Source organism: Enterobacter sp. S-33 (assembly GCF_028735835.1).
Lineage (GTDB): Bacteria > Pseudomonadota > Gammaproteobacteria > Enterobacterales > Enterobacteriaceae > Enterobacter > Enterobacter vonholyi.
Map to the genome: position 1 here is coordinate 3,538,198 of NZ_CP117838.1, position 14,959 is coordinate 3,553,156.

9 protein-coding genes, 1 tRNA gene, 3 rRNA genes and 1 other annotated feature are annotated in these 14,959 nt (G+C 53.7%); of the genes, 4 read left to right on the forward strand and 9 right to left on the reverse strand.

What is annotated here, in order from left to right:
* Positions 1-175 precede the first annotated feature (175 nt).
* The 7 genes from rrf to rluD form a co-directional block, all read right to left on the reverse strand.
* A 5S ribosomal RNA gene (rrf, locus tag PUP35_RS16680) occupies positions 176-291 on the reverse strand.
* Positions 292-363: 72 nt separating this feature from the next.
* Positions 364-3,269 (reverse strand): 23S ribosomal RNA (locus PUP35_RS16685).
* Between the two features lie 183 nt (positions 3,270-3,452).
* Positions 3,453-3,528 (reverse strand) — tRNA-Glu (locus PUP35_RS16690).
* A gap of 84 nt (positions 3,529-3,612) precedes the next feature.
* Positions 3,613-5,154, reverse strand: a 16S ribosomal RNA gene (locus PUP35_RS16695).
* The 16S, 23S and 5S rRNA genes sit together here with 1 tRNA gene alongside, the layout of an rRNA operon.
* A 428-nt stretch (positions 5,155-5,582) precedes the next feature.
* Positions 5,583-8,156: an ATP-dependent chaperone ClpB gene (gene clpB, locus PUP35_RS16700; RefSeq protein ID WP_274240636.1), complete on the reverse strand. Its 2,574-nt coding sequence runs from the start codon at positions 8,154-8,156 to the stop codon at positions 5,583-5,585.
* Between the two features lie 129 nt (positions 8,157-8,285).
* Entirely contained in the window at positions 8,286-9,017 is a 732-nt protein-coding gene (gene yfiH, locus PUP35_RS16705) for a purine nucleoside phosphorylase YfiH (RefSeq protein WP_274240637.1), read from the reverse strand.
* Positions 9,014-9,994, reverse strand: a complete 981-nt coding sequence (gene rluD / locus PUP35_RS16710) for a 23S rRNA pseudouridine(1911/1915/1917) synthase RluD (protein WP_008502468.1) — start codon at positions 9,992-9,994, stop codon at positions 9,014-9,016. Before rluD ends, yfiH begins: the two co-directional genes overlap by 4 nt.
* Positions 9,995-10,125: 131 nt before the next feature.
* Between rluD and bamD the strand changes: the two genes are divergently transcribed.
* From bamD to pheA, 4 genes are all read left to right on the forward strand, one after another.
* Positions 10,126-10,863: an outer membrane protein assembly factor BamD gene (bamD, locus tag PUP35_RS16715; RefSeq protein WP_023308867.1), complete on the forward strand. Its 738-nt coding sequence runs from the start codon at positions 10,126-10,128 to the stop codon at positions 10,861-10,863.
* Between the two features lie 268 nt (positions 10,864-11,131).
* Positions 11,132-11,473 carry a ribosome-associated translation inhibitor RaiA gene (gene raiA / locus PUP35_RS16720; RefSeq protein ID WP_003863162.1) on the forward strand — a complete coding sequence of 114 codons (342 nt, stop codon included), beginning with the start codon at positions 11,132-11,134 and terminating at the stop codon, positions 11,471-11,473.
* Between the two features lie 110 nt (positions 11,474-11,583).
* Positions 11,584-11,709: a sequence feature (Phe leader region), on the forward strand.
* Positions 11,585-11,632: a pheA operon leader peptide PheL gene (gene pheL / locus PUP35_RS16725; RefSeq protein WP_100249759.1), complete on the forward strand. Its 48-nt coding sequence runs from the start codon at positions 11,585-11,587 to the stop codon at positions 11,630-11,632. (Overlaps the previous feature by 48 nt.)
* A 30-nt stretch (positions 11,710-11,739) precedes the next feature.
* On the forward strand, positions 11,740-12,900 hold the full coding sequence (gene pheA / locus PUP35_RS16730; RefSeq protein ID WP_274240638.1) for a bifunctional chorismate mutase/prephenate dehydratase: 1,161 nt from the start codon (positions 11,740-11,742) through the stop codon (positions 12,898-12,900).
* On the opposite strand, the gene PUP35_RS16735 is transcribed toward pheA, so the two are convergent.
* Both PUP35_RS16735 and tyrA read right to left on the reverse strand, forming a co-directional pair.
* Complete coding sequence (locus PUP35_RS16735; RefSeq protein WP_271369178.1) at positions 12,897-13,769, reverse strand: SMP-30/gluconolactonase/LRE family protein; 873 nt, start codon at positions 13,767-13,769, stop codon at positions 12,897-12,899. The genes pheA and PUP35_RS16735 overlap by 4 nt on opposite strands.
* A 60-nt stretch (positions 13,770-13,829) precedes the next feature.
* Positions 13,830-14,951, reverse strand: coding sequence for a bifunctional chorismate mutase/prephenate dehydrogenase (gene tyrA, locus PUP35_RS16740; RefSeq protein ID WP_143345408.1), 1,122 nt, complete (start codon positions 14,949-14,951; stop codon positions 13,830-13,832).
* Positions 14,952-14,959 lie beyond the last annotated feature (8 nt).

Below are 14,959 nucleotides of genomic sequence, written 5' to 3' on the forward strand. Positions count from 1 at the left end.
TTGAGCCAGGAGACTCAATAACCTCGTAAATGAAATGTTATAATTTTGTTATAAACCACATTGAGACAGAGATCACACATTCCATTAGCAGGATAAGGGATTAAGAGAAAGGCCAGAGTGGGAAAACAAAAGCAAAAAACCCCGCACCTTACGGTACGGGGTTCTTCTAATTGATGCCTGGCAGTTCCCTACTCTCACATGGGGAGACCCCACACTACCATCGGCGCTACGGCGTTTCACTTCTGAGTTCGGCATGGGGTCAGGTGGGACCACCGCGCTAAAGCCGCCAGGCAAATTCTGTTAAATCTGTATCAGGCTGAATTTGATTGTTCTGTCTCTTCGCCAAAACACCTTCGGCGTTGTAAGGTTAAGCCTCACGGTTCATTAGTATCGGTTAGCTCAACGCATCGCTGCGCTTACACACCCGACCTATCAACGTCATAGTCTTTAACGTTCCTTCAGGAGACTTAAAGTCTCAGGGAGAACTCATCTCGGGGCAAGTTTCGTGCTTAGATGCTTTCAGCACTTATCTTTTCCGCATTTAGCTACCGGGCAGTGCCATTGGCATGACAACCCGAACACCAGTGATGCGTCCACTCCGGTCCTCTCGTACTAGGAGCAGCCCCCCTCAATTCTCCAGCGCCCACGGCAGATAGGGACCGAACTGTCTCACGACGTTCTAAACCCAGCTCGCGTACCACTTTAAATGGCGAACAGCCATACCCTTGGGACCTACTTCAGCCCCAGGATGTGATGAGCCGACATCGAGGTGCCAAACACCGCCGTCGATATGAACTCTTGGGCGGTATCAGCCTGTTATCCCCGGAGTACCTTTTATCCGTTGAGCGATGGCCCTTCCATTCAGAACCACCGGATCACTATGACCTGCTTTCGCACCTGCTCGAGCCGTCACTCTCGCAGTCAAGCTAGCTTATGCCATTGCACTAACCTCCTGATGTCCGACCAGGATTAGCTAACCTTCGTGCTCCTCCGTTACTCTTTGGGAGGAGACCGCCCCAGTCAAACTACCCACCAGACACTGTCCGCAACCCGGATCACGGGTCTACGTTAGAACACCAGCCATTAAAGGGTGGTATTTCAAGGACGGCTCCACGCAGACTGGCGTCCACGCTTCAAAGCCTCCCACCTATCCTACACATCAAGGACCAGTGTTCAGTGTCAAGCTATAGTAAAGGTTCACGGGGTCTTTCCGTCTTGCCGCGGGTACACTGCATCTTCACAGCGAGTTCAATTTCACTGAGTCTCGGGTGGAGACAGCCTGGCCATCATTACGCCATTCGTGCAGGTCGGAACTTACCCGACAAGGAATTTCGCTACCTTAGGACCGTTATAGTTACGGCCGCCGTTTACCGGGGCTTCGATCAAGAGCTTCGCGTTGCCGCTAACCCCATCAATTAACCTTCCGGCACCGGGCAGGCGTCACACCGTATACGTCCACTTTCGTGTTTGCACAGTGCTGTGTTTTTAATAAACAGTTGCAGCCAGCTGGTATCTTCGACTGATTTCAGCTCCACCCGCAGGGGCTTCACCTACATATCAGCGTGCCTTCTCCCGAAGTTACGGCACCATTTTGCCTAGTTCCTTCACCCGAGTTCTCTCAAGCGCCTTGGTATTCTCTACCTGACCACCTGTGTCGGTTTGGGGTACGATTTCGTGTTACCTGATGCTTAGAGGCTTTTCCTGGAAGCAGGGCATTTGTTACTTCAGCACCGTAGTGCCTCGTCATCACACCTCAGCGTTAATAAACGACCGGATTTACCTGGTCGTTCCGCCTACATGCTTAAACCGGGACAACCGTCGCCCGGCTAACATAGCCTTCTCCGTCCCCCCTTCGCAGTAACACCAAGTACAGGAATATTAACCTGTTTCCCATCGACTACGCCTTTCGGCCTCGCCTTAGGGGTCGACTCACCCTGCCCCGATTAACGTTGGACAGGAACCCTTGGTCTTCCGGCGAGCGGGCTTTTCACCCGCTTTATCGTTACTTATGTCAGCATTCGCACTTCTGATACCTCCAGCATGCCTCACAGCACACCTTCAACGGCTTACAGAACGCTCCCCTACCCAACAACGCATAAGCGTCGCTGCCGCAGCTTCGGTGCATGGTTTAGCCCCGTTACATCTTCCGCGCAGGCCGACTCGACCAGTGAGCTATTACGCTTTCTTTAAATGATGGCTGCTTCTAAGCCAACATCCTGGCTGTCTGTGCCTTCCCACATCGTTTCCCACTTAACCATGACTTTGGGACCTTAGCTGGCGGTCTGGGTTGTTTCCCTCTTCACGACGGACGTTAGCACCCGCCGTGTGTCTCCCGTGATAACATTCTTCGGTATTCGTAGTTTGCATCGGGTTGGTAAGCCGGGATGGCCCCCTAGCCGAAACAGTGCTCTACCCCCGAAGATGAATTCACGAGGCGCTACCTAAATAGCTTTCGGGGAGAACCAGCTATCTCCCGGTTTGATTGGCCTTTCACCCCCAGCCACAAGTCATCCGCTAATTTTTCAACATTAGTCGGTTCGGTCCTCCAGTTAGTGTTACCCAACCTTCAACCTGCCCATGGCTAGATCACCGGGTTTCGGGTCTATACCCTGCAACTTAACGCCCAGTTAAGACTCGGTTTCCCTTCGGCTCCCCTATACGGTTAACCTTGCTACAGAATATAAGTCGCTGACCCATTATACAAAAGGTACGCAGTCACACCACGAAGGTGCTCCCACTGCTTGTACGTACACGGTTTCAGGTTCTTTTTCACTCCCCTCGCCGGGGTTCTTTTCGCCTTTCCCTCACGGTACTGGTTCACTATCGGTCAGTCAGGAGTATTTAGCCTTGGAGGATGGTCCCCCCATATTCAGACAGGATACCACGTGTCCCGCCCTACTCTTCGAGTTCACAGCCTGTGTGCTTTCGTGTACGGGACTGTCACCCTGTACCGTGCGACTTTCCAGACGCTTCCACTAACACACAAGCTGATTCAGACTCTGGGCTGCTCCCCGTTCGCTCGCCGCTACTGGGGGAATCTCGGTTGATTTCTTTTCCTCGGGGTACTTAGATGTTTCAGTTCCCCCGGTTCGCCTCGTTAACCTATGTATTCAGTTAACGATAGTGCAACGAATTGCACTGGGTTTCCCCATTCGGACATCGCCGGGTCAAAGGTTCATATCACCTCGCCGGCGCTTTTCGCAGATTAGCACGTCCTTCATCGCCTCTGACTGCCAGGGCATCCACCGTGTACGCTTAGTCGCTTAACCTCACAACCCGAAGATGTTTCACTTCAAGATTGCGAAAATTTGAGAGACTCGAACACACCATTAAGATGTGTCGTTTCAATTTTCAGCTTGATCCAGATTTTTAAAGAGCAAATATCTCAAACATGACTCGCAAGTCAGTTTTGAGATATGACGGCAGGTGACTTTCACTCACGAACCAGCAAGTGGCGTCCCCTAGGGGATTCGAACCCCTGTTACCGCCGTGAAAGGGCGGTGTCCTGGGCCTCTAGACGAAGGGGACGTGTAGTCTCAATCGCAAGACGCCTTGCTATTTACTTTTCATCAGACAATCTGTGTGAGCACTACAAAGGCAGGTTCTTTAAGGTAAGGAGGTGATCCAACCGCAGGTTCCCCTACGGTTACCTTGTTACGACTTCACCCCAGTCATGAATCACAAAGTGGTAAGCGCCCTCCCGAAGGTTAAGCTACCTACTTCTTTTGCAACCCACTCCCATGGTGTGACGGGCGGTGTGTACAAGGCCCGGGAACGTATTCACCGTAGCATTCTGATCTACGATTACTAGCGATTCCGACTTCATGGAGTCGAGTTGCAGACTCCAATCCGGACTACGACGCACTTTATGAGGTCCGCTTGCTCTCGCGAGGTCGCTTCTCTTTGTATGCGCCATTGTAGCACGTGTGTAGCCCTACTCGTAAGGGCCATGATGACTTGACGTCATCCCCACCTTCCTCCAGTTTATCACTGGCAGTCTCCTTTGAGTTCCCGGCCTAACCGCTGGCAACAAAGGATAAGGGTTGCGCTCGTTGCGGGACTTAACCCAACATTTCACAACACGAGCTGACGACAGCCATGCAGCACCTGTCTCAGAGTTCCCGAAGGCACCAATCCATCTCTGGAAAGTTCTCTGGATGTCAAGAGTAGGTAAGGTTCTTCGCGTTGCATCGAATTAAACCACATGCTCCACCGCTTGTGCGGGCCCCCGTCAATTCATTTGAGTTTTAACCTTGCGGCCGTACTCCCCAGGCGGTCGACTTAACGCGTTAGCTCCGGAAGCCACGCCTCAAGGGCACAACCTCCAAGTCGACATCGTTTACGGCGTGGACTACCAGGGTATCTAATCCTGTTTGCTCCCCACGCTTTCGCACCTGAGCGTCAGTCTTTGTCCAGGGGGCCGCCTTCGCCACCGGTATTCCTCCAGATCTCTACGCATTTCACCGCTACACCTGGAATTCTACCCCCCTCTACAAGACTCTAGCCTGCCAGTTTCGAATGCAGTTCCCAGGTTGAGCCCGGGGATTTCACATCCGACTTGACAGACCGCCTGCGTGCGCTTTACGCCCAGTAATTCCGATTAACGCTTGCACCCTCCGTATTACCGCGGCTGCTGGCACGGAGTTAGCCGGTGCTTCTTCTGCGGGTAACGTCAATCGATGAGGTTATTAACCTCACCGCCTTCCTCCCCGCTGAAAGTACTTTACAACCCGAAGGCCTTCTTCATACACGCGGCATGGCTGCATCAGGCTTGCGCCCATTGTGCAATATTCCCCACTGCTGCCTCCCGTAGGAGTCTGGACCGTGTCTCAGTTCCAGTGTGGCTGGTCATCCTCTCAGACCAGCTAGGGATCGTCGCCTAGGTGAGCCGTTACCCCACCTACTAGCTAATCCCATCTGGGCACATCTGATGGCAAGAGGCCCGAAGGTCCCCCTCTTTGGTCTTGCGACGTTATGCGGTATTAGCTACCGTTTCCAGTAGTTATCCCCCTCCATCAGGCAGTTTCCCAGACATTACTCACCCGTCCGCCGCTCGCCGGCAAAGTAGCAAGCTACTTTCCGCTGCCGCTCGACTTGCATGTGTTAGGCCTGCCGCCAGCGTTCAATCTGAGCCATGATCAAACTCTTCAATTTAAGTTTGATGCTCGTGAATTAAACTTCGTAATGAATTACGCATGTTCACTCAGAGACTTGGTATTCATTTATTGTCCGAAGACATTAAGAATCCATGTCACTTTGAGTGCCCACACAGATTGTCTGATAAATTGTTAAAGAGCAGTGCCGCTTCGCTTTTCGCAGCGGCGCGGGGTGTGCATATTACGCCTTCCCGCTTCAGAGTCAAGCGTTTATTTACGCTATTCTCTGCTGACCTGGCGGCCTGTGTGCCGTTGTTCCGTGTCAGTGGAGGCGCATTATAGGGAGTAATTCTGAACCTGCAAGGATAAAGTGAAATTTATTTACTGACTGCTCACTTTCCAGGCAAAACCAACTCCAGACCTCAATTTTCGCCTGGTTTTTAAACAAAAACGAGCCGCAAGCGGCTCGTTTTTGCGTTTTGTGACTTACTGCACTGCCACAATGCGATCGTCGTTGGCTTCCAGACGGATAACTTTGCCAGGAATCAGCTCCCCGGAGAGGATCTGTTGCGCCAGCGGGTTTTCGATCTGCTGCTGGATAGCGCGTTTCAATGGACGCGCACCGTACACCGGATCGTAACCGTTCTTACTCAGCAGCTTCAACGCATCGTCGGAGATGTGAATTTCATATCCACGTTCTTCCAGACGTTTGTACAGACGCTGCAGCTGGATCTGCGCAATCGACGCAATGTGTTTCTCACCCAGAGGATGGAATACCACCACTTCATCAATACGGTTGATGAACTCCGGACGGAAGTTATGGCTTACCACACCCAGCACCAGATCCTTCATGTGGCTGTAGTCCAGTTCACCGAAACGTTCCTGAATCAAATCGGAACCCAGGTTCGAGGTCATAATGACAACCGTATTACGGAAGTCGACCGTTCTCCCCTGCCCGTCGGTCAGACGCCCATCATCCAGCACCTGAAGCAGGATGTTGAACACATCCGGATGCGCTTTTTCCACCTCATCCAGCAGGATGACGGAATAAGGACGACGGCGCACCGCTTCCGTCAGGTACCCACCTTCTTCATAACCCACATATCCCGGAGGCGCCCCGACCAGACGCGAGACGGAGTGTTTCTCCATAAATTCGGACATGTCGATACGCACCATCGCATCGTCGCTGTCGAACATAAAGTTAGCCAGCGCTTTGCACAGCTCGGTTTTACCGACACCCGTCGGCCCCAGGAACAGGAACGAACCAATCGGGCGGTTTGGATCGGACAGCCCTGCACGGCTACGACGAATAGCGTTCGATACCGCCTCAACCGCTTCGTTTTGACCAATCACACGATTGTGGAGATCGTTCTCCATGCGCAGCAGTTTTTCACGCTCGCCTTCCAGCATGCGCGCCACGGGAATACCGGTCCAGCGCGCCAGGACTTCCGCGATCTCGGCATCCGTCACTTTATTACGCAACAGACGCATCGTTTTACCTTCTGACTGCGTCGCTATCTCAAGCTGTTTTTCCAGCTCAGGAATTTTGCCGTACTGCAGTTCAGACATCCGAGCCAGATCGCCCACGCGTCGCGCCTGCTCAATGGCAATTTTTGCCTGTTCGAGTTCAGCTTTAATGGTCTGCGTACCGGAAAGGGAGGCTTTCTCGGCTTTCCACTCTTCTTCCAGCTCAGAATACTGGCGCTCTTTATCGTCCAGCTCTTCATTGAGCATATCGAGGCGTTTCTTACTGGCTTCATCAGACTCTTTCTTCAGCGCCTGCTGTTCCAGCTTGAGCTGAATGATGCGTCGGTCGAGTCGGTCCAGCTCTTCCGGCTTCGAGTCAATCTGCATACGAATGCTCGACGCCGCTTCATCAATCAGGTCGATCGCTTTATCCGGCAGCTGACGGTCAGCAATATAACGATGCGAAAGCGTCGCCGCCGCAACGATGGCCGGGTCAGTGATCTGTACATGGTGGTGCAGTTCATAGCGCTCTTTCAGACCACGCAGGATCGCGATGGTATCTTCAACGCTTGGCTCGGCAACAAACACTTTCTGGAAACGACGTTCCAGCGCAGCATCTTTCTCAATGTACTGACGGTACTCGTCCAGCGTAGTGGCACCGACGCAGTGAAGTTCACCGCGCGCCAGCGCAGGTTTCAGCATGTTCCCGGCATCCATCGCGCCGTCCGCTTTACCCGCGCCGACCATGGTGTGCAGTTCATCGATAAACAGAATGACGTTGCCTTCCTGCTTCGCCAGGTCGTTAAGCACGCCTTTAAGGCGCTCTTCGAACTCGCCGCGGTATTTCGCACCGGCCACCAGCGCGCCCATATCCAGCGCCAGTACGCGACGGCCTTTCAGCCCTTCCGGCACTTCACCGTTCACAATACGCTGCGCCAGCCCTTCAACGATGGCGGTTTTACCGACACCCGGTTCACCAATCAGCACCGGGTTGTTCTTGGTACGACGCTGCAGTACCTGAATGGTACGACGAATTTCTTCGTCACGGCCGATCACCGGGTCAAGTTTGCCCTGTTCAGCACGCTCGGTCAGATCGACCGTAAATTTCTTCAAAGCCTGACGTTGGTCTTCGGCTCCCTGATCGTTCACGCTTTCACCTCCGCGCATGTTCTCAATAGCCTGAGTCACATTGGCGATGGTCGCACCGGCGGATTTCAGCAGGTCGGTCAAGGTACCGCGTGATTCAAGCGCCGCCAGAACAAACAGCTCTGACGAAATAAAGTTGTCCCCACGTTTTTGCGCCAGCTTGTCGCAAAGGTTCAGGACGCGCACCAGATCCTGCGACGGCTGAACGTCGCCGCCGGTCCCTTCGACCTGCGGTAAACGGCTCAGCGCCTGATCGATAGCGGTGCGTAACTGGCCAGCATTAATGCCAGCGGACGTTAATAAAGGACGTACCGATCCCCCTTCCTGATTCAGCAAGGCGCTCATTAAATGAAGAGGTTCGATAAATTGATTGTCGTGCCCCAGTGCGAGGGACTGGGCATCGGCGAGAGCAAGCTGGAATTTATTAGTAAGACGATCCAGACGCATAACTCCTCCCATAACAGGTCAAATTTGCTACTGGAGATTAAATGAGGTCATCCCTCAATTATTCAAGGTTAATGACCTGAATTATGTGAAAAGAAAACGGCACGTGCCGGATCGTCTTGATTCTTTAGGTTATATCAGCCAAATGAAACTTGCCATACGCCCCGTCGTCTTGTCGCGGCGATAAGAGAAAAAATCACCCTTTTCGGTGAATGTACAGCGATCGCCGCCGAAGATCTGCATTATGCCGACGCTGTTCAGGCGCTGACGAGCAAGCTGGTAAATATCGGCCAGATATTTATCTCCGGAAGGCAGGAAGGCGTCCGCCGCTTGCGGATCTTTATCCATAAAGGCTTCGCGAACCTCCGGCCCCACTTCAAAAGCGCGAGGACCAATGGCCGGGCCAAGCCAGGCCATAATATTAGCGGGCTCATCCTTAAAGCAGGCGACGGTTTCTTCGAGCACGCCTTCACACAGTCCACGCCAGCCCGCGTGTGCTGCTGCCACCTCGGTGCCTGCGCGGTTGCAGAACAGCACCGGCAGACAATCGGCGGTCATTACGGCACAAACGGTTCCCGGAGTATTGCTGTAAGAGGCATCAGCACGTTTAGAAGCATAGGGTTCCCCCGTCAACTTCAGCACCGCCTTGCCATGAACCTGTTCCAGCCAGACCGGTTTTGAAGGCAGGTTCCCCGCAGCAAACAGACGCCTGCGGTTCTCTTCCACGTGTTCCAGGTTATCGCCACAGTGCGCGCCGAGGTTCAACGACTCCCACGCGCCCTGGCTAACACCTCCAGTGCGGGTTGAACTGCAGGCAGCCACGCCGGCAGGCAATGGCCACTCCGGGACAATCAGTTTGGTCATAACCAGTCCACTTGATCCTTATGTTCTTCGAAATCAGCACGCATTGCGTCAATAAGGTCCACCATATCCTGCGGGATAGGCGCATGCCACTCCATCTGAATACCGGTGATCGGATGGTAAAGGCGCAGCATGGTCGCGTGCAGCGCCTGACGATCGAATTTACGCAATACGCTGATGAACTCATCCGACGCGCCCTTAGGCGGACGTGGACGACCACCGTAGACCTGATCCCCCACCAGCGGATGGGTAATGTGGGCCATATGCACGCGGATCTGGTGAGTACGCCCGGTCTCCAGACGCAGACGCAGACGCGTATGAATGCGGAAATGTTCCATAATGCGATAGTGCGTCACGGCGGGTTTACCCATCGGATGCACCGACATATGGGTACGCTTGGTGGGGTGACGGCTGATGGGCTCTTCTACCGTACCGCCTGAGGTCATATGCCCAATGGCTACCGCCTCATATTCACGGGTGATTTCGCGCAGCTGCAGCGATTCCACCAGACGGGTCTGCGCAGGAACGGTCTTCGCCACCACCATCAAACCGGTAGTGTCTTTATCCAGACGGTGCACGATGCCCGCGCGCGGAACATCCGCGATCGGCGGATAGTAATGGAGAAGCGCGTTAAGTACCGTACCGTCAGGATTCCCCGCCCCCGGATGAACAACCAGGTCGCGCGGCTTGTTGATTACCAGAATGTCATCATCTTCATAGACGATGTCCAGTGGGATATCCTGCGGCTCGAAGCGGATTTCCTCTTCGATTTCAGCATTGATGGCGACAGCTTCCCCACCTAACACTTTCTCTTTTGGTTTGTCCCAGATCTTGCCGTTTACCATCACGCGCTGGTCAAGGATCCATTCTTTTATGCGTGAACGCGAATAATCAGGGAACAATTCGGCCAAAGCCTGATCTAAGCGTTGACCGAGCTGATTTTCGGAGACTGTTGCGGTGAGTTCTACTCGTTGTGCCATAAACTGCTTCTTCGTTTAACGTTGGGTTTTACGGCTTTGCCGTTTAATATAGTGTGCTATTGTAGCTGGTCTTAATCGGGAGCAGGAACAGAGTTTCTCCCGGACAAACATTTGAGGAAAGTCAAAACGTCATGACGCGCATGAAATATCTGGTGGCAGCGGCCACGTTGAGCCTGGCTTTGGTGGGCTGCTCCGGTTCAAATGAACAGGTCCCTGACAATCCGCCGAATGAAATCTATGCGACTGCACAACAAAAGTTGCAGGACGGTAACTGGAAACAGGCGATAACGCAACTGGAAGCGTTGGATAATCGCTATCCATTTGGTCCGTATTCGCAGCAGGTACAGTTAGATCTCATCTACGCATACTATAAAAATGCCGATCTGCCGCTGGCTCAGGCAACCATCGATCGTTTCATGCGTCTGAACCCGACTCATCCTAACATCGACTACGTGATGTACATGCGCGGCCTCACCAACATGGCTCTGGACGACAGTGCGCTGCAGGGCTTCTTCGGCGTGGATCGTTCCGACCGTGACCCGCAGCATGCGCGTGATGCCTTCAATGACTTCTCCAAGCTGGTGCGCGGCTATCCAAACAGCCAGTACGTGACTGACGCCACCAAACGTCTGGTGTTCCTGAAAGATCGTCTGGCGAAATATGAATACTCCGTGGCGGAATATTATACCCGCCGTGGCGCATGGGTTGCCGTGGTTAACCGCGTAGAAGGTATGCTGCGCGATTACCCGGATACTCAGGCAACGCGCGACGGCCTGAAGCTGATGGAAAATGCTTACCGTCAGATGCAGATGACCGCTCAGGCTGAAAAAGTGGCGAAAATCATCGCCGCGAACAGCAGCAACACCTGATTTTGCCTCAATGCAAAACGGCAGCCCGCTGGCTGCCGTTTTTTTATTCGTTTCTGAGCATCGCTGAAGCACCTTAGCCTCAACACATCCTGTCAACTATGGCCCCAATTTATGCCTTCTACAAGGTAAATCTCACCTCTTCCTGCCCTGCCTCACAAAAAAGATTCCCTGACAAAAACCGACAAAATAACGTGATCTAAATCACGCATTTTGACATTGGGTCGGGTATGCTGGAATCACCAAGACGGAAAGACAAGAGGTAAAATTTATGACAATGAACATTACCAGTAAACAAATGGAAATTACTCCGGCAATTCGCCAGCACGTCGCAGACCGTCTCGCCAAACTGGATAAATGGCAAACTCATTTGATTAATCCACATATCATCCTGTCCAAGGAGCCGCAGGGTTTCATCGCTGACGCAACTATCAATACTCCAAACGGCCATCTGGTCGCCAGCGCAAAACACGAGGATATGTACACCGCTATTAACGATTTGATCAACAAGCTGGAACGGCAGCTCAATAAAGTGCAACACAAAGGTGAAGCCCGTCGCGCCGCAACGTCGGTGAAAGACGCCAGCTTCGCGGAAGAAGTTGAAGAAGAGTAATCCTTTAAATTGAGTGTACCGCCAACGCGCCTTCGGGCGCGTTTTTTGTTTTTTATTGACAGGGTGAAAACAGTACGGGTACTTTAACGGTATCAATCACAGGATGACTTTATGAAACTTACGCCGTTCTTCTTCGCATTCTTTTTTACCTTCCCCTGAACGGGAGGCGTTTCGTCGTGTGATAAAGAATGCGAAGACGAACAACAAGGCCTCCCACACCGGGGGGCCTTTTTTATTGATAACGATAAAATGAGACAGGCAACACTATGACACCGGAAAACCCGTTACTGGATCTGCGCATAAAAATCAGCGCGCTGGATGAGAAACTGCTGGCGCTGCTGGCCGAACGCCGCGCCCTTGCCGTTGAAGTAGGCAAAGCCAAGCTGGACTCCCATCGTCCGGTCCGTGATATCGACCGCGAGCGGGATCTTCTGGAACGTCTCATTCAGCTCGGCAAAGCGCATCACCTCGATGCCCACTACATAACCCGGTTGTTCCAGCTCATCATTGAAGACTCCGTTCTGACCCAGCAAGCGTTACTCCAGCAGCACCTCAATAAAACCAATCCACACTCTGCGCGTATCGCCTTCCTGGGACCGAAGGGCTCTTATTCTCACCTGGCCGCACGTCAGTACGCTGCACGCCATTTCGAAGAATTTATTGAGAGCGGCTGCGCGAAGTTTGCCGACATTTTTAACCAGGTCGAGACCGGCCAGGCGGATTACGCCGTGGTGCCGATTGAAAACACCAGCTCCGGCGCCATCAACGACGTCTACGATTTGCTGCAGCACACCAGCCTGTCGCTGGTCGGCGAGCTGACGATCCCTATCGATCACTGCGTGCTGGTATCCGGTTCAACGGACCTGAACACGATCGAAACGGTTTACAGTCATCCGCAGCCGTTCCAGCAGTGCAGCCAGTTCCTGAACCGCTATCCGAACTGGAAAATTGAGTACACCGAAAGCACCTCGGCGGCGATGGAAAAAGTGGCGCAGGCTAATTCTCCCACCGTCGCGGCGCTCGGCAGCGAAGCGGGCGGCGCGCTGTATGGCCTGCAGGTGCTGGAACGCAACCTGGCAAACCAGACGCAAAACATTACCCGCTTCGTGGTGCTGGCCCGCAAGGCAATCAATGTGTCTGACCAGGTACCCGCCAAAACCACGCTGCTGATGGCAACCGGCCAACAGGCCGGTGCGCTGGTTGAAGCCCTGCTGGTGCTGCGTAATCACAACCTGATCATGACCAGGCTGGAATCACGCCCAATCCACGGTAACCCGTGGGAAGAGATGTTTTACCTCGACATCCAGGCCAACCTGGAGTCTGCTTCCATGCAGAAAGCTCTCCGCGAGCTGGGCGAGATCACGCGTTCCATGAAGGTGCTGGGCTGCTACCCGAGCGAAAACGTCGTGCCGGTCGATCCAATCTAACGTTCGATAAAGCGGCTTTTCTTCATCCCTGCCACGCTCACCGGCAGGGTGAAGATAGCTCCGGAGAGAGGATATTTCGCCACCTCCTCCGCATCCATATTTTCCCGTGTGGTAGTAATAAACAGCGTTTTCATGTCATCGCCGCCAAAACAGACCATCGTCGGGCAACGTACCGGCATGCGATACTCTTCCAGCTGCTCCCCTTGCGGTGAAAAACGCGCGATGCGCCAGCCGTCAAACAGCGCGCTCCAGTAGTAGCCTTCCACATCCATCGCCGCGCCGTCAGGTATCCCCTCGCCCTCTTTAAACTGACGAAACACCTCCCGCTTACCCGGCTCGCCCTGCTCATCAAGCGGGGTACGGTAAATAACACCGTTGGGCGTGTCTGAGGTAAACATCCACTGCTTATCAGGGCTAAACGCTAAGCCATTGTGACCGTGAATATCGCACTGGATCACCTTTGGCGTCAGGTCGTTGTCGATGCGCATCAGCAGGGCCCCGTTGTAATCTCCCGGTCCCCAGAACGTACCCGCATAGAACCGGCCCTGATGGTCGGTGCCTCCATCGTTAAAACGCGCCAGCTGCGGGTTAGAGGGGTTATCGCACACCTTGCGCTGCAGAAGGCCATGCTTATCGGCAAGCCAGATGCCATTGCGCATGGCGACGATAAAGCCGCCGCGCTCGCGCAGCGCGAAACAGCCCACCTCCTCATGAAAAGAAAGCACGGTGTGTTCCGCCGTCGGAAGATGGTAGCGGTGGATCTCTCCTTCCAGAATATCGGCCCAGTAGAGCGCGTGCTCTTCTGCACTCCACGTCGGGCATTCAGGCAAATGCCCGGTGTAATTCAACAGCAGCTGCGGTTCGGCCATGACAGTTCCCCAAAATGAAAAAAGCCAGCAATGCTGGCTTTCAGTATATACATCATCGCATTACTGGCGACTGTCATTTGCCTGGCGCAATAAAGTCCGACTCTCATTCTGGAAACGCTGCGCGTAATCGCCAAACCAGTGTTCGACCTTGCGGAAGCTATCGATAAACGCCTGCTTATCTCCGTGCTCCAGCAGCGTAATGGCTTCACCAAAGCGCTGATAGTAGCGCTTGATCAGCGCCAGGTTGTTTTCAGAGGACATAATAATGTCCGCGTACAGCTGTGGATCCTGCGCAAAGAGACGCCCGACCATCGCCAGCTCCAGACGATAGATAGGTGAAGAGAGCGCCAGAAGCTGTTCAAGCTGTACGTTCTCTTCCGCCAGATGCAGACCGTAGGCAAACGTGGCAAAGTGGCGCAGCGCCTGAATGAACGCCATGTTCTGGTCGTGCTCAACCGCGCTGATGCGGTGCAGTCGTGCCCCCCATACCTGAATCTGTTCCAGGAACCACTGATAGGCTTCCGGCTGACGACCGTCGCAGTAAACGACCACCTGCTTAGCCAGGCTGCCGCTGTCCGGGCCAAACATTGGGTGCAGACCCAGCACCGGACCCGTATGAGCAGCCAGCATTGCCTGCAGCGGACCATTTTTGACGGAGGCCAGATCCACCAGGATGCAATCTTTCGGTAAAGGAGGCAGCTTCCCGATGATTTGCTCCGTCACGTGGATCGGCACGCTGACGATAACCATCCCTGCATCTTTCATGAGTTCCGGAGCATGCGCCCAGTCCTCTTTTTCCAGAATGCGCACCTGATAGCCAGAAAGCGTAAGCATCTTTTCAAACAGACGCCCCATCTGCCCTGCCCCGCCGACAATCACGACCGGACGCAGGGAAGGACAGAGGGTTTTAAAGCCCTTGTCGTTTTCGCTGGAATAGGACTCCCGCATCACGCGACGCAGAACATCTTCAATCAAATCCGGCGAAACGCCCAGCGCCTGCGCCTCTTTACGGCGGGAGGCGAGCATAGAGGCTTCGCGCTCCGGGACGTAAATCGGCAGGCCGTATTTGCTTTTCACCTCACCGACTTCGGCAACCAGCGACATGCGTCGCGCCAGCAGATCCAGCAGCGCCTTATCCACTTCATCAATTTGATCGCGCAGTGCGGTCAATTCAGCAACCATAACTACCC